We start from the raw sequence: 20,012 nt of genomic DNA, 5'->3' as shown, positions 1-20,012 counted from the left end.
TTAACCCCCTTTTTCGCTGGCCAGTTCCTTTGCCATCTGTTCGCGCATGACAAATTTCTGTACTTTGCCGGTAATTGTCATCGGGTAACTTTCCACGAAGCGGACATATCGTGGTATCTTGAAGTGCGCGATCTTCCCTTTGCAGAACTCGCGAACTTCCTCTTCGCTGCATGTGTGACCCTGGCGCAGCTTGATCCAGGCGCAGACTTCCTCACCGTATTTTTCATCCGGGGCACCGATCACCTCGACCTGTTCGACGGCGGGATGAGTGTATAGAAAATCCTCTATCTCTCGGGGAAATATGTTTTCACCACCACGGATAAGCATATCTTTGATCCGTCCGACAATCTGGAAATATCCCTCATCGTCAACAATGGCGATGTCTCCGCTGGCAATCCAGCGCGCTTCGTCTATCGCCTTGGCGGTTTTTTCGGGGTCATCCCAGTATTTCGGCATCACACAATAACCGCGGGTCAAAAGCTCGCCCGCGGTGCCTCGCGGGGTTATGCGACCCTCGGGATCAACAACCTTGATTTCTGTATGTGGCAATACACGCCCAACCGTCTCGACCCGGCGCTTGACCGGATCATCGACAGATGTCTGGGTGCTGATCGGGCCGGTTTCAGTCATGCCATATGCAATGGTAATCTGGGTCATGTGCATTTCATTCATTATCCGTTTCATCAACTCAGCAGGACAAGGTGCACCAGCGATAATACCCGTGCGCAGACTGGAAAGGTCACGATCCTGGAAACCCGGTGAATCAAGCGCTGCGATAAACATCGTCGGCACCCCGTGGAACACTGTGCATCGCTCTGTTTCCACCACGTCCATCGCTGCGACGGCATCAAATCCGGCTGAAGCAAACACCATCGTCGCGCCATGCGCCGCGCAGCAAAGTGTGCCCAAGACCATGCCAAAACAATGGTACATGGGCACCGGGATACACATACGGTCCGCATCCGTCAGTTTCATCTGCAAACCGGCAAAATAAGCATTGTTGACGATATTATGGTGCGTAAGGGTCGCCGCCTTGGGCCTGCCAGTAGTACCACTAGTGAACTGGATGTTGATCGGGTCATCAAACTGCAACTGGGTTGCCAGGTCCTGTACCCGTTGCCGTGCCGCAACCGTTGCGCCTTTCATCACGCTTTCGTAGCTTTTTGTGCCCAGCGTTGAAACATTGCCCAAAGTAATAACCCAACGAAGGCTCGGTATTTTTTCGGCGTGTAACTGACCCGGCGTGGCCTTTGCCATTTCCGGCATCAGTTCTGTCAGCATCGCAAGATAATCACTGGTTTTTAAGCTTGGAACAGTGATCAGAGCCTTTGCTTCCACCTGGTTTAACGCGAACTTCAGTTCTGAAAGCCGGTAAGCCGGATTTACATTCACCAAGATCATCCCGGCTCTAGCCGTGGCAAACTGCAAAACCACCCACTCAGCCATATTGGGTGCCCAAACCCCGACCCGGTCACCCGGCTCAAGGCCCAGCGCAAGCAGCCCAGCAGCCATCTCGTCTGCCCGCAGATCGAGGTCGTGGTATGTCCAGCGTACGTTCTGATAAGGAACGACGATCGCCTCGGTTTCTGGGTATTTGGCTGCAGTTTCCTGTAGCAGATTACCGATGGTCAGACCCGCTAGAGGAATGTCGGACACTCCATGAGCATAGCTATAGGCAGATCGCAAACTTTTACCAGCTAACGACATTTCACCTCCTGAACCGGGCGCTCCTGAATGAACCGGAGCACAAAACATTATAAAAAAGTGTCTATTCCCGCTGCTTAATCAAATACGCGTTTCAGCTTTGTCACAATGACGTAGGTCAATGCGGTTCCGTAAGGCGCTGAATTGTAGTTCAGCCTGCGCAACCGTCTGCGAATTTGTTAACGCTAAAGATAGAAAGTACAGGCATGTCCCTTCTTCAAAGCTCTGTGGTATCGTGAAAACAACCCCCGAGAAGATGAACGCTGCAGCAGACCCGGCCCGGACATGTGGCCAACTCTGAGAATTGATAAGCGTTTCCTGATGGCGTCGTCTACCGCGTGGACGTGGATCACAATATGCGAACGCGACCCGGCCCGTTGCAACCATCCGACACGTCAAGGCACCGGAATGGGTTCGCCCTTGACTATGCGCTTGGCATTTCCCCTGATCACAACCCATATTTGCCCGAGTAGCAAAGGTATAAGGCTGGCCCCGACAGACAGCACAAGTTGCGATATACTAAGGGGCCTCAAATTTAATACATCCGACAGGACAGGGATGTAAAAGGCAGCCGCCAACAGAAAGATGCAAAACGATATTGCGGCCCAGACATAAGGGTTTTTCACCACGCTGTTTACGAAAACCGGCTCTTCGGGTTCGCGCATATTGAAGACATGCCAAAGCTGCGCCAGTGCCAAAGTCAGGAATGCGACAGTCGTTGCATCTTCTTGCAACATCTCAAAATAACCAAGCGCCATCCAATAGACGCTCAGGGTCGTCACCGTAATGATACCTCCGAACACAAAGATATCCATCCATCGTGATCTATCGATGATCGGTTTTGCCGGATCGCGTGGCGGTTGTTTCATAACGTTCCCATCACCTTCGCCAAGGCCCAGTGCAAAAGCCGGAAACACATCCGTCACGATATTGAGAAACAATATCTGCAAGGGCGTAATCGGGGCGGCAAGCCCTGCAAGAATTGCGATCCCAACAACCATTATTTCACTGAAATTACAGGACATCAGGTAAACCACAAAACGTCTTATGTTGCCAAAGATGACGCGCCCCTGCTGCATTGCTGCAATAATTGAATTAAAGGCGTCGTCTTTAAGCACCATGTCCGCTGCGTCACGGGCAACCTGCGTACCGCGCTGCCCCATAGCGATCCCGATATCCGCCTTTTTCAGCGCAGGCGCATCGTTGACCCCATCTCCTGTCATTGCAACGACGTGACCGGCATCCTGATAGAATTCAACAAGCTTCAGCTTGGACTCGGGTGAAACGCGTGCAAACACATCGGCCTTTAGGAGTTTGTCGCGGAGATCGTCCTGTGAATCATCAGTGCCCAATTGTTGCAAATCAAGTTCTGTCAGGGCAACGATGCGGCCATCATCCGCCAGACCCGCCTGGGTCGCAATTTCAGTCGCGGTGGCAATATGGTCGCCTGTCATCATTACCACACGCACGCCCGCCCCCTGACTTTGCGCCACCGCGGCTGCGACGTCCTTGCGTAGTGGATCAAGAAGACACACGAACCCAACGAGGGTCAGTGAATCGTAAGGCGCCTCGTCCATTGCCTGATGATATTTGCATGCAAGGCCTATCAGCCGGTAACCCTTGCGCGCCGAAGCCTCGACTCGTGCCAGCCAGTTCGCACGGTCACTGTCGGTAACCTCAACGATATCTCCGTCTGTCAATACTCGGTCAACGTGTTTCAAAACCGCTTCGGGGGCACCTTTGACGGCGGTGAAGTATCCGTCCTCAGCCCTGTGGACCGTTGCCATCATGTTGTGAGAAGAATCAAAGGCGTGCATCGATATTTCTGGTCGGTCATCCGGGTCAAGATCTGGCTGGACACCTGCAGAATGCGCCACATCAAGCAAGGCAAGCTCCATCGGATCACCAACACCGGCTGCTTCCCCCACAATTCCGGCACTTGTCATTTCGGCCGTGTTGCAGAGCGCTCCAATTTCAAGTGCCCGTCGCAGAACCTGATCTTCCGCCACACTTGTTTTATTTAATCCACTCCCAACTTTGATATCTCGCCCGTCGAGCAGAAAACCGGACACCGTCATACGGTTTTCTGTCAACGTGCCGGTTTTATCGGTCAGGATGATTGTAGTGGCGCCCAAGGTTTCAACGGCAGAGAGCCGTGCTATTAATGTGTTTCTTCGCGCCATCCGAAACATGCCACGGGCCAGCGCCAGGGTAGCGACAACCGGTAGTCCTTCGGGTACGGCGGCAACCACAAGGGCGATAGCTGTTTCGACCATTTCCACAAGACCAAAGCCCCGCAAGTAACCAGCAAGGGCAATCAGAAAGGACAGCACAAAAGTGATCCCGACGAGGGCCTCCCCAAGTTTATCCAGTCGTTTTTCCAACGGATGCGACTTGGCCTTGGCATCTTGTAACAGTTCTGAAATCCGGCCAAGCTCGGTTTCCCCGCCAATGTTTGAAACGACACCAACCCCCGCACCCCGAACAACCGCTACGCCCTTGAAAGCCACATTTGTTCGATCGGCCAAAAAGGTATCAACGGGCAGAGCTTCAGTTGTTTTTTGCACCGGAGCGGACTCTCCGGTCAGGGTCGACTCGTCGCAATACAGATTTGCCGCCTCCAGCAAGCGTAGTCCGGCCGGAACGATATCGCCACCTTCCAGCAAAACGATATCTCCAGGTGTCAGTTCGCGTATGGGTATCAATTCGGATAGCCCTTCGCGCCTGACCCGGGCAGTTACCGGAATCATGCGATAAAGCGCTTCCATTGAGCGGACCGCCTTCCAGCTGGTGACAAAACCGATCACCGTGTTGATCACCAACACACAAACAATCGCAACACCTTCGGGAATCTCTCCAACGGCAAAGGAAAGCAAAGCGGCCGCACTGAGCAACCAGACGATCACGCCGCGAAACTGTTCAGCAAAAAGCGACAAGATTGCACGGTTTTTACGTTGCTGGATCAGGTTTTTCCCATAGGTTTTCTGACGTTCAGCGACCTGTTGGGCTGTTAGACCGTATGTTCTGTCGACATCCAGAACAACGAGAGCTTCGTTGCAACTGCGGGAATAAAGATTTGACCGAACTGCAACATCAATCGACACTGTCGAACCCCTTGAGCGTACTACCCAAGGGATACAGGATCAGATCAGCTTTTCAATGATAGCCTATCTGATTGCTGTTATTTTGAGTTGCTGGCATCTGACCTTCATGGCATCTGGCGGCGTTTTCGTGTACTCATTGCTAACTGACCTGCACCATACGAAAGCCGTGAGTTGAACTTTCCAGATGAATCAAACCAGAATAACCTAATTTACTGACCGCCTCAGTGACCGCTCGATAGCGAGATATTTTACAGTGGTCTGTGTCGGAAGTGAGCATTAAAGTTTTCGCAAGCGTTGTACTGCCTCTTCACTCAGGACGTCAGCTTCAGCTTGAGACGGCGCGGTCGCCATAAAGTTTATGGACCTGCCAATGTTCGCCTCGGATGGAGACAAAAGCACAATGCCCGAATGGTTCTCGTAACGGTGAAACAGCAGGCCCGCCAGACGCGAAATTGATTGCGATGTTGATAGCGCTGGCAGGTCAGGTCGCTTTTCCTGAACAACAACCAGACCTTCTGGCAGCTTACCATTCATCAGTCGAACCCCAGCCGTCATTGGAATTGAAACACCACCCCAACGACCATTGCATTCTATCCAATGAATACTCGTGGCACCTCCGTTGGGCGAAGAAATGACGGCATCCAGACTACACCGCCCAAAATATCCAATTCGCTGCAGAACAGCAGCGATTTTCACTGCTTCGTGGGTGAGTTTTTCTTGAAGTTCCATGGGCAGTGTCGATTTGACCGCGCCAACGAATGTCCCCTCAGCACCTTGCACCTTTTGTTCAAAGATTGCCTCTCTAATTGGAGGGCCCGATTTGAGTTGCGGAACCCACAATTGCACCGAAGGGCTGCAATTTACATCGTCTTCCCAAACGCCTACCAAAATCGGATAGCGCCCCTGCCATCCGGTGTCCTGAAGGCGTTCCTGAAGGAAACGGCGCACATCATTCATTGAAAGTTCTGCCAAATTTGCACTATCAAGTTTGATGTTACCGGCAGATCCCGCGCTGTCCGGAACCTTGACAACAACATGCGAAGACCGCCGTGCCAACCGCACAACCAACCCCGCAGCACCCGCAGGCCCAAAGGCCGCCAATGTCGGGGGTGTTGCCTCGCTCCCGATAATACTGCGTGCAAGGTTTGCGAACCAAAGCTTGTCATTTACGCGCCGCGCTAAACGCGGTGAAGGTCCGTTGACATAGGCGATCTGGCCACGTGCCTCTCCCAGACTCTGGGCCAGGCGCCAGATATTTCCGGTCGTAAGATACGGCAGAAGTGTTAGGTCATTCCCACTTTCCATCTGCCTGACAAGCTGATCGTGAATGGCGGCAGAGGTGCGACACTGAGTGGCGACAGGCCTAAAATCCCGTTTCGCAGCTTCTAGGAAATTGATGTCCACTTGCGCCAAGTACTCGGTCATATATCTTTCAAATTCAGGTTCTCGCTGCCGAACGAGCACAATATCTCCTCGCTCCGCTAACATCGCCATCCGGTAATCAAACCTCGATTGCACCGCGTTGCTAAGAAGCGCAATTTCAGCCTGATCACCAATGATCAAAGATGGACCGTCGCCCACCCCTTGTTGAACGCGTTCACCAAAGTCCAACGAGGTGAGAAGCGCAGGTTCGTCCTGTGACAGTCGCTTGGCCAAATGCGCAATCTTAGCTTTTTCATCAGCTGAAAAGCGCATTCCCGCATGAAGGGTCTCTGCGTGCTTATCTGTCTTCCTCATCATTCAAATAGCACCCAAAACCAACTTTAGCCGCAGTTTAAGCACGAATTCGCAAATGAAACTGACATAAATCATGACGGACGCATCAGTATTAAGAGAGATATAGAGCAAACAAGAGGGCTGGGTTATGTGCCGTCTCTATGCAATGCACGCCAATGAACCGACACGCGTTGAATGCGGACTGGTTAAATCACAGAATGCTCTGATGGAACAAAGCAAGAGCGACTTAAGTGGCTATGCGCATAGCCACGGGTGGGGAGTTGCAGACTACCCAGACGGTGTTCCCATGATAGAAAAACAAATATGGGCAGCCTATCACGGTGAACATTTCATAAAGAAAGCAGCGCGCGTTTATGCCCACACCGTTGTCGCTCATGTACGCCGTGCCACAGTTGGTGGGATTAGCATCGAAAACACCCACCCGTTTCATCATGGTCGATGGATCTTTGCCCACAACGGTACGGTTCCAAACTTTGACCAGATGCGTTTCAAGATGCTTGAAAACATGGACCCCCTGCACAGATCGGAAATCCAAGGCACGACAGACAGTGAGCATGTATTCCGATATCTTCTGAGCCTCTTTTTAAAACACCCTGAGGATGGTTTGTTTCAAACCGTTCGTAAGGGCCTCAACCAGATAATCAAATGGTCGGCTGAAATCGACCCGAAGGCGCGGGTTGGACTTAACATCGTACTGACGGACGGAAAACACCTTATCGGGTCCAGATACAACAGATCGTTGTATTTCTTGCATCGGGATAAGGTTTTCATCTGCCCGATCTGCGGAAAATCACATGTCCATCACAGTGCGACCAACACCTATCAAGCGATCGAGATAGCATCTGAACCCGTCACACATGGCGAGCCGTGGAAAGAGGTTCCAAACGGCGTCGTCTTTGAAGCAAAGGACGACTACAGACTTTCGATTGAAAAATTGCTCCAACCAAAAGTTCGGAGCTGATGGCAATGGAACAAAAATCAAATACTGCTTTTGAGCCCGAAAATACGTTCGTTGCAGAAAAGCTGAACGAAGTCGCTGACCTTCTCGAACAGCAACACGCAAGCATGTTCCGCGTCAAGGCATACCGGGAAGCAGCTGAATACCTTGCATCTCTTCCAAGACCAGTAGCAGACACGCTGGAGCTTGGTGGAGTTAAAGCACTTGTGGCTTTGCCAAATATCGGAAGCTCAATTGCGTCGGCGGTTCAGGAGTTGTGCGAGACAGGAACCTTATCTCTTGTCGAGCGGCTTCGCGGCTCGTTCGACCCGGAAGCCTTGTTTCAAACAGTACCCATGATTGGCCCAAAGCTGGCAGAGGCCATCCATGATGAACTGCAGATTGAAACGCTAGAGGCTTTGGAGGCGGCCGCATATGATGGCAGGCTTGCAAAAGTTCAAGGCGTTGGTTCGCGCAGACTAAGTGCGATACGACATTCGCTGTCTCAAATGCTGTCGAGAAGACGGCCCAAAACATCTTCACCAATACCATCCGTCGCAACATTGCTTGATGTGGATCGCGAGTATAGGGAACGCGCGATTATTGGGGACATGCCACTGATCACACCAAGACGCTTCAATCCGACAGGTACTGCCAGAATTCCGATCCTACATACTGATCGCGAAGACTGGCATTTCACTGTTCTGTTCTCGAACACACCGCTTGCGCACAAGCTTAACCGTACGAAAGACTGGGTTGTGATGTTCTTCCAAAAAACCAATGCACCTGAACAACAATGCACTGTTGTAACAGAACGTCATGGCCCGTTGTCTGGCTTTCGAGTGGTACGTGGGCGAGAAAAAGAGTGTGCTGAATTATACAAGGTTTAAGCAGCTGAGTTCGATTGCGATTACTTGTAAATATAATGATTTAGTATGACAGTTTGGCACCTCCAGGTGGATGATGTACGGGCTGTTCGTGAAGAATCGAAAGGGGTATTTTTGGGTCATGGTCGAAAACTAGACAACCACCCTGCCCTCCTCAAGCCGGTTTGCTCTGACAATCCCGGCACGCGTACTGACAACGCTCGAAGAATCTGCCAATTTGACAACAAAGGAGAAAACCTATGGATAATTGGCTTCCCAGTCTCATCGTGCCCACCCCAACCGAAGGCTATGATCTCGCGGTAAAACTCGCTCGAATCGCGGTGAAAAAGACCCAACCCGATGCTGAAGTACGTGACAAGCTGCGAAAGGATTACGGGGCAGATGCAGGTGCGCTCATTGCAGTTTCACAGGTTGTAGCCACACATTTTGCCACCATCGCAATCGCCAACAACCATTGGCGCGTGGCAAAATGAGTGCAGTCAGTATTGGCGATGAACAGGTCACTGTGCAGGCCGCGCTGGTAGCCGAAGGCTTTGGCCTGGATGAGCAGCGATTGCGCGACTTGATGCAAGCGGGCACAATCACCACGCGCTGTGAGACCGGCGAAGGTGAGGATGCCGGACGCACGAGGCTGAACTTTCTGTATGGAAATCGCGTACTGCGCCTGACTGTGGATGCGGCGGGAGAAATGGTTGAACCCGCACAGATCGATTTTGTGCGCAGTACGCAATCTCAGACCCGGCAACACGGCAGAGACGGTGCCGCCGAATGACGTCTTCACAGGGTTGTCAGATTAATTGAACCGTTCATGGTCAGTAACTAGACGACCACCCTGCCCCTCTTAAACCAGTTTCCTCCGACAAACCCGACGCAAGGCCTATTGTGCGGGCGTTATCCGATACAAAGCACCGGTATCAACGCTCAGAAAGAAAAGGCTGCCGTCCGGAGCTTCCCTAACATCACGAACTCTACCGGCCTGAGGTGTTTGAATTTGTTCTGCTTCACGTAGCGGGGATCCCTCAAGGCGGGAAATATAATCAAACTTAAGAGACCCGACAAACAAATCCCCACGCCATTCCGGCCAGAGCCTGCCGGAATAGAAAGTCATTCCCGAAGGCGCGATAGATGGGTCCCAGTAAAATTCCGGCTGTTCCATACCGGGTTTGTGCGTACCTTCACCAATAGGAAGGCCCGAATAATGGCGGCCATAGGCGATAACAGGCCAGCCATAATTCGCGCCTTTTCGGATACGGTTCAACTCGTCTCCGCCACGTGCACCGTGTTCAATTGCCCACAGTTGACCGTTCAGATCAAATGCCAGCCCCTGCGGATTTCGGTGTCCGAACGACCAAATTTCAGGAAGCGTATCAGCACCCAGATCCGGGTTGCCCGGGGCCGGACCACCGTCTCTGGTAATATGCACAATTGAACCATTGTGCCTTTGCAAGTCCTGCGCTGAAGGTCGATCACCCCGCTCGCCTATTGTGACAAACAATGTCCGGTCGGGTGCTTCTGCGAGGCGCGATCCAAAATGACGTTCTAAATCCGAAAACTCAGACATCCTGAAAATAGTGGAGGTATTGCGCAGATGCCTGTTGTCATCACTCAGACGTGCCCGAAGTACAGCGGTTCCAACGGTCCGGCCGTGCGGTTCAGAAAAGGTCAGGAATATTTCCCGGTTACGGCTAAAGTCGAGTGGGATCAGCAGGTCCAGCAAACCGCCCTGACCTCTGGCCGCGATTTCTGGCAACCCAACAATTTCGTGCCGGGATCCGTCTGCAGCGATGTACAACAAACGGCCTGGACGTTCGGTCACTAACATTGCTCCACCGGGCAAGAACCCAAAGGCCCAGGGTGTATCTAGATCCCCGACAACCTGAGAAATCCTGGCCGGCCCAGCATCTGTTGTGACGACTTCCTGCGCAGTGACTGGTTGCGCATTTGACAGAACAAGAACAAGCAACACACTACGCAGCATAAGCAGCACCCCCCGTAAATTGATCATGCGCTGAAGCCAGCATTTGGTCTTTGTAAGACTAAACCATTCCCGGGCGTGCTGTCAGACGAATTTGAACCAATCTTTGCAAGACCAGAATCGCTGTCCTTTAATCAACAACAACAACGCCATCCTCAACCCTTCTGAAATTCAAAACACCTGCTCGGCATGGGGTGCGAATTACCCGCATGTTGAAAAGGCCGAGGAAGGACCCAAAGACTTCAAGCCTGCGCGTTCCATTGCACCAAAGGCGCAAAGCGGCCATTCGCTGCGTTTCACTCTTATGTCTGGGATGCGGACAAGTATGTCTTCGCTGCATCTATGCCAACGACCGCTACGAGAACTGTGTTACTCGGGTTTGTGAATGATCGCGGTTCCCCAGAGAACGCATATTGAGTCATGCAAGACGACTGACTTTCGGAGCCGCACTTTGGCGCATCTATTGAGAAATGATCGCGGACCAATCAGCAAACCATTCCCGAAGAATTTCAGCCAGCCACCAGGAGAACCAAATCGCTGCGAACTGAAGCACGAGGCCAAATGCAACGGTTCTTCTGAAAGTGACGTTCTTTCCGCGCCATGCGATCAGGAGTCGAGCGATGGTGTTTGTACTCAGCGCGGCTGCCAGCGGCAGCGCTCCATCTACGGCCGAGATTTGCCCGGCCGCTACGAGCGAAGCAAGAGCGACCGTTGCGGAGTTTGTGCTAACCAGCCCGGCGAGCGCGACGGTCGCGAGTACGGCTGTGTTCCCGAACACGTCATTAAGCGTTGCAGAGATCAACATGACAACCGCAACGACGAGCGCGAAACTGAGTGCCCCTTTAATCGAAAAGACCTGCGATGGCAGCTCCAGTACTGCTGGCTCCACTTTGCGGCGCAACGCCAAGAAGAATATCGCAGCCCCGTGCAGTGCGGCTGCGAGGCCCGCGGCAAATAGTAGGGGAAGTCCCACTGTAAACATGGCAGGACTCAGTGCCAGCAGGATAATCCCGATCTGAACAAGTGAAGACACGGAGGAAAGTGTCGCCCCTGCTGCGGCGCTTTGTGCGTCTTCCGGCTTTTCAGTGGCGCGTTGACCAAGCGCCAGAATTGTTGAAGTGCTCGACACAAAGCCAGACAAAAACCCACTGACCGGCAATCCGAGGCGCGCCCCGATGACACGCGTTGCAATATGACCTGCTGCGCTGATCAGCATGATGACAACAACGATGATGAAGAGGGCGCGCGGATTGAGCGCTCCGCCGGGACCGATCTCAAGGTTTGGCAGGATTGGTAGGATCACCAGGATCGAAACGCCAAGGATGAGGCCGTCACGCAACTCGACTGCCGTCAGAACCGACCGGCTGAACCCGCGCAGCATTTCGCGCGCGGCAAGCAAAGACGCGATGACGACAGCGACGCCAGCCGCAAGCATTGTAGTTTCCGTTGCCAAGGCTCCCAGAAGTACGACTGATACGAGCGCCAGACTGGTCGTAAGGCCAATGTTTGGATCGGTCTGTTGAGCAACTGATACGATCCGAGCGATCGCAACTACAGCAACAGCGACCATCAACAGCGGTACACCGCCCGTCATCATACTGATTGCACCAATCAGTGATGCCAAAGCGAAAGTGCGAACACCTGTCGATGCACCCTCGCTTGGCGTATGAGTGCTGCGTTCGCGTTCAATCCCGATCAGGAGTCCAATCCCGAGGGCTTCGATCAATGCGTAGAATGCTTCCGGGTCTGTTTCCATCCAGCGACCCTAGCTGTTGTTTCCCTATGCTGCAATTCTTGTGGTGTTCGAGTTCTGAAGGCGTATGATTTTCCAGTAGTGTCGCTGTACGTCGAAACCAGAACACAAAACGCACGACGAGCCAATCGGCCAACGCGCCGCCCAGAATGAGAACCGGAATTCGGGCTAAAACATCGCCGCGACACGCCAAGACTCTAAACGAGCAACCGTAGTAGAATGCGTTGGACCAACGAATTTCCCCACGGTGCAGCGGTGTACAGATCGTGACTCAGATCACGCAATACGTTCACCACACCCGCCCGGTGTTTATGTGTGCTTCAGTCAGAGTTAACCCACCAAGCATTTCATTAGCGGACATTTGCTGCAACACGGCAGACCCATGATTTCCCCCCTTCTTGCACAGGCGAGCATTGAGGAATGGTCGGTTGGTGACGGGCTGTCTTTCATCCACGACGCAGATGTTGCTGCGGATGGAATGTTGTTTGGCGTTGATGAGGGCCACGATGCAATATGGATGTCTAGCCCCCAATTTCAGTACCAGTAATTTTCGTTTTCTCTAATAAGGTTTCGAGCACTGGCGGGCGCATGTTCAATGCGTGATGTGGTCTTATCCGGTTGTATTGCCTGAGCCAAACATTGATGGCGACCTGGGCTTGCCTAGTGCTGTGGAACCACNTGTCTAGCCCCCAATTTCAGTACCAGTAATTTTCGTTTTCTCTAATAAGGTTTCAAGCACTGGCGGGCGCATGTTCAATGCGTGATGTGGTCTTATCCGGTTGTATTGCCTGAGCCAAACATTGATGGCGACCTGGGCTTGCCTAGTGCTGTGGAACCACTCGGCATTCAGGACTTCCCGTCTTAATGTTCCGTTGAACCGCTCGTTGTAGCCGTTCTCCCAAGGGCTGCCCGGATAGATTTGCATCGGTTGGATATGGACCTTTTTCAGCCAGTCCTGCAGGGCACCTGCGATAAATTCGGGGCCGTTGTCGGAGCGAATGAACTCAGGCTTGCCGTGTTTCATGAGCAGCGGATGAAGTGTGTCCAGAACATCGTTCGCGTTCATCTTGGGCCGCACTGTCACACACAGAGCCTCATTGAACCGGTCTTGCCTTCGGATCCGAGTCTGCGCGACGCGTAACGGATGCGAGACACTATTGATGTCAGCCTTCAAGCCTGCTTCAGGCGAATGATCGAGATCCGCGAAGAACCTCTCTGCGCAATCTGGTCCACAAACGGACGGGTCGATACTGGCTGCGTGACGGCGAGTTCCCCTGGATCACACTGAAGCGCGGAAATCGCTTGCCTGAGTTAAGCATGGCCCATCGCGCAATCTCGAATGCGAAACGCGGCTTCACAGAATTCGCCGAAACCTCTTCGATCACCTGGACCGATCAAGCAGATCTGGAGATCTACGAGCAAACCCGCGTCGGCACCAACGGCCACGCCGTGACGCTGTTATGGGCAGAATTGCCTGACGATACTGACGAAGACGAGATTCTGCAGAGGTGAGCATGCCGCGGTTCCGCTAGATCTGGCACCGACACGCCCTACCCTGTTCATGCGCTGAGTATCCCTGATACACGCGAGTTCTTTCCCTGATAGGTCGAAAAATATTCCCTGTTAATTGAAGCAGGGAAATTATCCGGAACGCATTGATATCACGCGGGATATCGGCATCGAAATCGCCGATTATGTCCGAAAAGGAACGATTTTCCCTGTAAATTCCCTGTAAATCAGGGAAAGTAAGACCGAGACGGGTTAGCCACGGACTGCCTGCACTACCAGAAATCACCTAACTTTATAAATTTACAAAACATAGTTTCTCTTGAGGCACTTGTGCGCCTAAATATATCAATGGGTTACACTACGGAGTGCTCTGCCTTCGAACAACGCGAGTCTTTGATTTTCCATTTTCAAATGTCGAAACGCGAAGTGATACCTACGCGCAACGCAGGAAAAATTCGAAGAACCGTTTTGTGAAATAATCAGAGCGACCACATAGCGTCCTGATGCTCTTTCTAAGGCAATCAACAAGCTGAGATTTTCGAATGGCTTACGAAACACGCAGGACGAATCCAATTCGCGTGGAATGCTGGTTCAGTACCGGGGATCGTCGCGACCGCGTTCTATTTACATGACTTGGTGATTGCTGTTCGTTTCACAGAAAGGTTTAGGCTCAACCTCGTAGAGCCGCCGCAGCGATAAATGATTCCACGGTTTTGATCTTAGTCGCAGTCATTAAAGTCAGACTCAAGGCAAACACCTGCGCGCCTTTGAGCCTCGGAAATATCTACAAGTGTCATCTCAGTTTTTATCCTATCGCGCTCCGTTAGACCGATTGTATGTCCATTCGCAATCGCGACGCTGTACCACATATGGGCCGACACGTAGTCATTTGGCAAACCTTCACCCTTTTCGTACATTCCACCAAGGTTGAACTGGGCTGTTGCGTATCCTTGTTCCGCCGCCAGCCGGAACCACCTTACAGCTTCGACATCATCCTCTGGAACACCATCTCCGTGGTCGTACATTACACCAAGGTTATTCTGCCCTCTCGCGTAACCCTGCTCCGCTACCAAAAGAAACAACCGGACAGCTTCGGTATCATCTTCGGGAACACCATTGCCCGCAGAATACAATACACCAAGGTTGAACTGCGCTCTTATATCACCCTGTTCAGCCGCCAACGAATACCAATTGAAAGCCTCTTCCATGTCTCGGGACACGCCTGTACCAAGCTCGTGCATTGCACCAAGGTTAAACTGAGCGCGCGCATCTCCTTGCTCTGCCAATGGTCGCCATTGCTCCAGGGCTGCCTGGTAGTCGCCGGCTTGGTATGCTTCTGCGCCAGCTTGGTAATTCTGTCCGATTGCCACAGAGGGTGATAGAACCAAAACCCACGCACAAATTTTCAATAAGGAACGCAAAAAGTTTCTCCTAAAAACTGCCGGACTATCTGAAGTTTCGTTTCGGTTTTCAACAAAAACTTGTGATCAGCCCTACCAAAGTGGCCCGGGTCATTCCAGAGGCATCCCCTGGAAGCTTTCCCTACAATACAGCGACATTCCAGTATCACAAATTGCCTGCCGAGGTCAGAGCCAGATTCTACAGGTTTAAAAGGTATCTTTATTCCCTGAACGCTTTTGAGAAATAATCCGTGAAGGGTTTCAGGAGGTAGCTGAGGGGTGAGCGTTCTCCCGTTTGTATGAATGCCTCAACAGGCATGCCGGGGATCAGGATCAGGCCATTCAGCCGTTCAGTTTCACCGGGTTTGGGAATGAGGTCTGCAGTGTAGTATTGCTGTCCTGTTCGCTCATCCGACAGGACATCTGACGAAAGTTGCTGAACGACTCCAAGCAACTCCGGCGTCGTTCGCGCCTCGAATGCCGAAAAGCGAAGTACTGCGTCCTGCCCTATATGAACTGAATCTACGTGTTGTGCGTCAACACGCGCCGATATGACCATTTCCTGTGTTTGCGGCACGATGTAAAGCACTGGATCAGCAGGCCTGATAACCGCATTCAGGGCATGAATCTGCATCCCGTGCACCATGCCATCCATCGGCGCGCGCAGGTCCAGCCGGGACAGGGTTTCCGTCAGGCTGTTTTCACGTTCTCTAAGCTCGGCTTCCCGGATCAGGACATCACGCAATTCTGTAACGGCTTCCTCACGGCGCGCGGAAGCGAGGCGCAAAATCTCGATGTCGATCTGTGCAATGCGCCCCTTGTTTCGCGCGATCGTGGCCGACGTTTCGCCGCGCTGACCCTCAAGCCTTGCCCTTTCCCGCCTGAGCGACAGCACACGCGACGCTTGTGTCAGCCCTTTTTCAAGAAGGCTCTGTTGATCCGCGAGCTCGCTTTCAATCAGAACAAGCTGATCCTCGAGCGATTTTACCTGCGCATCTTGCCCGAGAATTTCATTCTCGATCTGTGCTTGCTGTTCCCTGAAAGATTGCGCCGCTTCCTTCTGCGAGGTCTGCCGCGCTTCAAACAGGTTTCCCTGTCCGCGGATGATCGCCGCCACATCGATTTCGTCTTCAAACGGAACCGCGAGAATCTGGCCAAAAACGACCGTCTCACGCCCGTCCCGTTCGGCCTGTAGGCGCATTGCACGGGCGCGCAGTTCCGCAAGCTGCCCCTGCACAATTACCCGTTCAGAACGCGCAGCGACATCATCAAGGCGCAACAATGCAACGCCTGCTTTCACAAGGTCGCCGTCCCGCGCGAGGATTTCGCGCACCACCCCACCGTCCGGGTGCTGCACGACCTGTCGACGTGCCTCGACAACAATCTGACCCGGTGCAATCACCGCACCAGCAAGCGTTGTCTGCGTGCCCCAAACACCGATACCCAGAAACAGAGCGAGGACTGTTGCTATCCCCAACAGGGACAATCGGGTTGTTCTCCAGCCCGTCTTCATTGCACCACCTTCGGTGCTGGCGCTGGTGCGATCTGCGCGTGGTTGCGTACGTTCTTTCGCAGCACTTCGTCGCGCGGACCAAAGTCGGCCACACGCCCCTCTTTCAACATAAGGATGGTATCACACTCTTTGATTGCCGACGGTCGATGCGCCATGACAATGACTATCTTTTTGTCCGCCTTCATCTGCCGAATCGCGGTGTTCACCGTGTCAGAGCCTTTGGCATCAAGATTGGCATTAGGCTCATCCAAAATCAGAACCTCAGGGTCGCCAAACATGGCGCGGGCAAGGCCGATACGCTGTTTCTGGCCACCTGACAGTTTTGTCTGAACGGCCCTGATCGGCGTGTCATAACCAGCAGGCAAGCCCAAGATCATCTCATGTGCGCCCGCTTTCTTTGCCGCCCGGATGATTGCCTTTGGGTCGGCGTCGGGTTGCATCCGCGCGATATTGTCCGCAACCGTTCCGTCAAACAGTGCAATCTCTTGCGGCAGGTAGCCGACATAGCTTGCAAGCGCGGTTTCCTCGTATTGATCAAGCGTGGCACCATCGAGCCGTACCGACCCCGCGACCGGCAGCCAAAGCCCCGTCAGAACACGCGCAACAGACGATTTTCCAGAAGCGCTTTCTCCGACAACGCCGAGGGCTTGCCCGGCTTCAATATCAAAGGTGACCTGCCGCAGGGCAGGCAGTTTTTCACCCGGGGGAATGACAGTGACCTGTTCAACGTTGATATGCGCTTTGGGGCGTGACAGCGCGGTTTTAGGGTTTTCCTGTGGAACTGCCTCCAAAAGCTCTCTCAAAAATTTCCATCCGCTATGCGCCCTTCCAACAACAGCCCAACCGCCAATAAGCTGCTCAACAGGCGCAAGTGTGCGACCGAGCAGGATGGAGCCGGCAATCATCGCGCCTGCTGTCAGTTCCCCCTGAATAACGAGCCAGGCTCCAAGCCCAAGCATCGCGGATTGCAGGAGAAACCGGAGCGATTTGGTCAGCGACCCGAAGCCGCCATTCCGGTCACTCAAAGCCATTTCAGACCTAAGGGCTGTGCCCCGCTGAACATCCCACTTGGCAATCGCCGCTTTGGTCATTCCAAGACTGCGGATAGTATCCGGTTGGGTGCGGATTTGTTCGGCAAGCCGGGCAGACCCCGCAGCCGTTTGATTGGCTTCGTCTCCCCGTTTACGACTTGCAAGCTGGTTTGTAAGTGTAATCGCAACCATCGTCACGCCACCACCAACAGAGAGCCAGCCCAGCAGGGGGTGAAACATAAAAATCGCCCCCAGAAACAAGGGGGTGAACAGAAGGTCGAAAGCCGCAAAAGCAACGGAAGAGGTGCAGAAGCGGCGCACGGCTTCAAGGTCGGAAAGACCGGTGATCGCCTGCTTTATTGCGCCCGGAGGGGCCTTGAGAGCGGCGGTAAACACACGGGCATCAAGATCTGTCTGAAGTTTTGCACCAATGCGTGCCCCAATGCGACCGCGCACAAAATCCAAAACCCCCATCGCGCCGTAAAGGCCAACGACAAGAACAAACAGCGCAACCAGCGTCGCCTCAGACCGGCTCGCCAAAACCCGGTCATAAACCTGCAGCATGAAAAGCGGGCCCGTCAGCATGAGCAAATTGACAAACACGCTGAACAAGCCAATCAGAAGGATCGAGCGCCAGTGTGAACGGGCAGCCTGAGGAAGATCATCGTGCGGCTGAAGGAGTTTGGGTGATTGTGAGAACAAGAGATTTACGGCTTTGTATGATTGATACAAACTGGGTTGAAACAAAAACTTAAGCTGTATTGGTAAAGAAAAGCTGCACACCGTTTCCGGCGTGCAACTCAATGTATCACTTCAAGCTTTATGCGAACAAAAGCTCCGCCTCTGTAAAATCTGCAGCATTTGCGCTCAGAACTTTCACCACATCGCCGGAGCCGTAAGCGATATCCACGTCGTTGCCATTTTGCACAATCGTCAGATCGATGAACTGAATACCTGTGAACTGGATCGCATCATCTGCATCACTATAATCCGTAATGGTGTCGACGCCATCGCCGGTATTGAACAAAAAGATATCTGCGCCACCATTGCCATTCAGAATGTCGTTACCGAGACCTCCCGAAATCGTATCAGTCTGAACCGTACCAACGATGATATCATCCCCGGCAGTCGACTGATCACCCAATGCCCGAGCCTTGATCGCCGCTTCGTCCAGCGTAATATCGGAAAAGGCAATCCGTTCTATATTGGACCTGGTGTGTCCGAACTCATAACGGACCTGGTAATCAAGCTCTATCTCTCCGTCCGGCGTGAAGATTCTCACATCATGAACTGAGACCCTAAAACTCACCTGATCTGAAGCGTAAGAACCGAGGTCCAGTGTATCTGAACCATAGTTGTCTTTGTTTCCTTCAATCAAATCGTTGCCAGATGCGTAAAAAATGGTGTCGTCACCAGCTCCAGCAATAATCGTGTCATCACCGGCGCTGCCAATGATTAGATCGTTTTAAAGCGTGCCAGAGATGATATCGTCACCCGAAGTGGATTGATCATCAAGAGCACGAGCCGTGATACCGGCTTCATCAAGTGAGCCGTCAGAGAATATGACGCGTTCAATATTTGAATTCACGTCACCCAGTGCGTTACGGACCTGGTAGTCAAGTTCGATCACCCCATCTGGTGTCGTGATCAGGACGTCATGTACTGAAACTGCGAAGCTTACTTCATTGGCGGCATACTGGCTCAGATCAAGTGTATCGAAACCGGTGTTCTTGGTACTGTTTCCTACGATCACATCGTTGCCAGACGCGTAAACAATGGTGTCGTTACCAGCGCCAGCGGAGATCGTGTCACTCCCAAATTCTTCCAACAGCGAGTTGGGGTTGCTCCTAACTAACCTTGTGGTAGCACCTATACCGCCGACACCTATGTTATAGACATGCGAAAAGATGGCAGCACGTTCTTCCGAAAATGGAATGTCGTGACTTCCAAAGTGGTTAGAAATTGCGGTCTCGCGGACTACGGAGGCTATGTTCAAAAGGTTAGTTGCCTGCATTTCGGTTATTGTCACATTTGACCAGCTTGCAAGAAGCTGTGCGCTCGTTACGGTAGGGTTTTGACCGGTGTAGTTGTTGAGGTCGTCAATCTGCTCTGCAGAAAGAAAAATACCAACAGCATTGAGGTTGTTAATCGTCGTCACGGCTGTATTTACGCGTAAGTCCCAACCGTACCCGATAGCCGCATTTGACGTAGGGTTGTTTTCGTCGTCCATGTAGACGATGTCGCCGCCATCACCATTAAAAAGGGGTGTATTTTCAAGTGGCTTGATAAGCGCATTCCTCATCGCAAGATATTGCTGTTCTGAAAGCCCATGAATATTTGTGATAGCCATCGGATAGTCCCCTATATAACGGTTTTAATGTTTATTTACATAGCCTTGAATATGCGAAACCCGTTTCGTAAAATCTCCAGACATCGCCAAAATAGGTTCGATGACCCGTCTC

17 protein-coding genes are annotated in these 20,012 nt (G+C 52.5%); 6 read left to right on the top strand and 11 right to left on the bottom strand.

What is annotated here, in order from left to right; translation table 11 throughout:
- From MWU63_RS19350 to MWU63_RS19340, 3 genes are all read right to left on the bottom strand, one after another.
- Window positions 1-1,707 carry an AMP-binding protein gene (locus MWU63_RS19350; RefSeq protein WP_213889833.1) on the bottom strand — a complete coding sequence of 569 codons (1,707 nt, stop codon included), beginning with the start codon at window positions 1,705-1,707 and terminating at the stop codon, window positions 1-3.
- Between the two features lie 392 nt (window positions 1,708-2,099).
- Window positions 2,100-4,808, bottom strand: coding sequence for a cation-transporting P-type ATPase (locus MWU63_RS19345; protein WP_247079624.1), 2,709 nt, complete (start codon window positions 4,806-4,808; stop codon window positions 2,100-2,102).
- Window positions 4,809-5,084: 276 nt separating this feature from the next.
- Window positions 5,085-6,548 (bottom strand): hypothetical protein, encoded by a 1,464-nt coding sequence (locus MWU63_RS19340; RefSeq protein ID WP_213889837.1) that lies wholly within the window; start codon window positions 6,546-6,548, stop codon window positions 5,085-5,087.
- Between the two features lie 124 nt (window positions 6,549-6,672).
- On the opposite strand from MWU63_RS19340, the gene MWU63_RS19335 reads away from it, so the two are divergent.
- The 4 genes from MWU63_RS19335 (at window position 6,673) to MWU63_RS19320 (ending at window position 9,141) form a co-directional block, all read left to right on the top strand.
- Entirely contained in the window at window positions 6,673-7,506 is an 834-nt protein-coding gene (locus MWU63_RS19335; RefSeq protein WP_213889839.1) for a class II glutamine amidotransferase, read from the top strand.
- A gap of 5 nt (window positions 7,507-7,511) precedes the next feature.
- The gene (locus MWU63_RS19330) at window positions 7,512-8,372 is read left to right on the top strand and encodes a helix-hairpin-helix domain-containing protein (RefSeq protein ID WP_213889840.1); all 861 of its coding nucleotides are present in this window, start codon (window positions 7,512-7,514) and stop codon (window positions 8,370-8,372) included.
- 236 nt (window positions 8,373-8,608) lie between these two features.
- Window positions 8,609-8,842, top strand: a complete 234-nt coding sequence (locus MWU63_RS19325) for a hexameric tyrosine-coordinated heme protein (protein ID WP_213889842.1) — start codon at window positions 8,609-8,611, stop codon at window positions 8,840-8,842.
- Window positions 8,839-9,141, top strand: coding sequence for a DUF6522 family protein (locus MWU63_RS19320; RefSeq protein ID WP_213889849.1), 303 nt, complete (start codon window positions 8,839-8,841; stop codon window positions 9,139-9,141). Before MWU63_RS19325 ends, MWU63_RS19320 begins: the two co-directional genes overlap by 4 nt.
- Before the next feature lie 105 nt (window positions 9,142-9,246).
- On the opposite strand, the gene MWU63_RS19315 is transcribed toward MWU63_RS19320, so the two are convergent.
- On the bottom strand, window positions 9,247-10,374 hold the full coding sequence (locus MWU63_RS19315; RefSeq protein WP_247079622.1) for a PQQ-dependent sugar dehydrogenase: 1,128 nt from the start codon (window positions 10,372-10,374) through the stop codon (window positions 9,247-9,249).
- A gap of 430 nt (window positions 10,375-10,804) precedes the next feature.
- Window positions 10,805-12,100 carry a DUF4010 domain-containing protein gene (locus tag MWU63_RS19310; RefSeq protein WP_213889851.1) on the bottom strand — a complete coding sequence of 432 codons (1,296 nt, stop codon included), beginning with the start codon at window positions 12,098-12,100 and terminating at the stop codon, window positions 10,805-10,807.
- A gap of 379 nt (window positions 12,101-12,479) precedes the next feature.
- On the opposite strand from MWU63_RS19310, the gene MWU63_RS19305 reads away from it, so the two are divergent.
- Window positions 12,480-12,644, top strand: a complete 165-nt coding sequence (locus tag MWU63_RS19305; RefSeq protein ID WP_213889852.1) for a hypothetical protein — start codon at window positions 12,480-12,482, stop codon at window positions 12,642-12,644.
- 135 nt (window positions 12,645-12,779) lie between these two features.
- Here the strand turns inward: MWU63_RS19305 and MWU63_RS19300 are convergent, their stop codons facing one another.
- Window positions 12,780-13,181, bottom strand: coding sequence for an integrase core domain-containing protein (locus MWU63_RS19300; protein WP_348646256.1), 402 nt, complete (start codon window positions 13,179-13,181; stop codon window positions 12,780-12,782).
- A 233-nt stretch (window positions 13,182-13,414) separates the two neighbouring features.
- On the opposite strand from MWU63_RS19300, the gene MWU63_RS19295 reads away from it, so the two are divergent.
- Entirely contained in the window at window positions 13,415-13,609 is a 195-nt protein-coding gene (locus tag MWU63_RS19295; RefSeq protein ID WP_213889854.1) for a hypothetical protein, read from the top strand.
- 716 nt (window positions 13,610-14,325) lie between these two features.
- Here the strand turns inward: MWU63_RS19295 and MWU63_RS19290 are convergent.
- The 5 genes from MWU63_RS19290 to MWU63_RS19270 form a co-directional block, all read right to left on the bottom strand.
- The gene (locus MWU63_RS19290) at window positions 14,326-15,027 is read right to left on the bottom strand and encodes a tetratricopeptide repeat protein (RefSeq protein ID WP_213889855.1); all 702 of its coding nucleotides are present in this window, start codon (window positions 15,025-15,027) and stop codon (window positions 14,326-14,328) included.
- 199 nt (window positions 15,028-15,226) lie between these two features.
- On the bottom strand, window positions 15,227-16,519 hold the full coding sequence (locus tag MWU63_RS19285) for an HlyD family type I secretion periplasmic adaptor subunit (RefSeq protein ID WP_247079612.1): 1,293 nt from the start codon (window positions 16,517-16,519) through the stop codon (window positions 15,227-15,229).
- Window positions 16,516-18,252, bottom strand: coding sequence for a type I secretion system permease/ATPase (locus tag MWU63_RS19280; RefSeq protein WP_281496616.1), 1,737 nt, complete (start codon window positions 18,250-18,252; stop codon window positions 16,516-16,518). The genes MWU63_RS19285 and MWU63_RS19280 overlap by 4 nt, the downstream gene beginning before the upstream one ends.
- A 118-nt stretch (window positions 18,253-18,370) precedes the next feature.
- Window positions 18,371-18,928, bottom strand: coding sequence for a hypothetical protein (locus MWU63_RS19275; protein WP_247079608.1), 558 nt, complete (start codon window positions 18,926-18,928; stop codon window positions 18,371-18,373).
- An 87-nt stretch (window positions 18,929-19,015) separates the two neighbouring features.
- The gene (locus tag MWU63_RS19270; protein ID WP_247079606.1) at window positions 19,016-19,900 is read right to left on the bottom strand and encodes a hypothetical protein; all 885 of its coding nucleotides are present in this window, start codon (window positions 19,898-19,900) and stop codon (window positions 19,016-19,018) included.
- Window positions 19,901-20,012: the final 112 nt, after the last annotated feature.

Source organism: Pseudohalocynthiibacter sp. F2068 (assembly GCF_023015645.1).
Classification (GTDB): domain Bacteria; phylum Pseudomonadota; class Alphaproteobacteria; order Rhodobacterales; family Rhodobacteraceae; genus Pseudohalocynthiibacter; species Pseudohalocynthiibacter aestuariivivens.
This window is presented reverse-complemented; position numbering and strand designations above follow the sequence as displayed.

Coding starts and splice junctions, on each gene's coding strand:
- MWU63_RS19295 (WP_213889854.1), top strand. CDS start 13,415: ATGGCCCATCGCGCAATCTCGAATGCGAAACGCGGCTTCACAGAATTC.
- MWU63_RS19350 (WP_213889833.1), bottom strand. CDS start 1,707: ATGTCGTTAGCTGGTAAAAGTTTGCGATCTGCCTATAGCTATGCTCAT.
- MWU63_RS19315 (WP_247079622.1), bottom strand. CDS start 10,374: ATGATCAATTTACGGGGGGTGCTGCTTATGCTGCGTAGTGTGTTGCTT.
- MWU63_RS19270 (WP_247079606.1), bottom strand. CDS start 19,900: ATGGCTATCACAAATATTCATGGGCTTTCAGAACAGCAATATCTTGCG.
- MWU63_RS19310 (WP_213889851.1), bottom strand. CDS start 12,100: ATGGAAACAGACCCGGAAGCATTCTACGCATTGATCGAAGCCCTCGGG.
- MWU63_RS19285 (WP_247079612.1), bottom strand. CDS start 16,519: ATGAAGACGGGCTGGAGAACAACCCGATTGTCCCTGTTGGGGATAGCA.
- MWU63_RS19340 (WP_213889837.1), bottom strand. CDS start 6,548: ATGATGAGGAAGACAGATAAGCACGCAGAGACCCTTCATGCGGGAATG.
- MWU63_RS19335 (WP_213889839.1), top strand. CDS start 6,673: ATGTGCCGTCTCTATGCAATGCACGCCAATGAACCGACACGCGTTGAA.
- MWU63_RS19325 (WP_213889842.1), top strand. CDS start 8,609: ATGGATAATTGGCTTCCCAGTCTCATCGTGCCCACCCCAACCGAAGGC.
- MWU63_RS19305 (WP_213889852.1), top strand. CDS start 12,480: ATGATTTCCCCCCTTCTTGCACAGGCGAGCATTGAGGAATGGTCGGTT.
- MWU63_RS19330 (WP_213889840.1), top strand. CDS start 7,512: ATGGAACAAAAATCAAATACTGCTTTTGAGCCCGAAAATACGTTCGTT.
- MWU63_RS19320 (WP_213889849.1), top strand. CDS start 8,839: ATGAGTGCAGTCAGTATTGGCGATGAACAGGTCACTGTGCAGGCCGCG.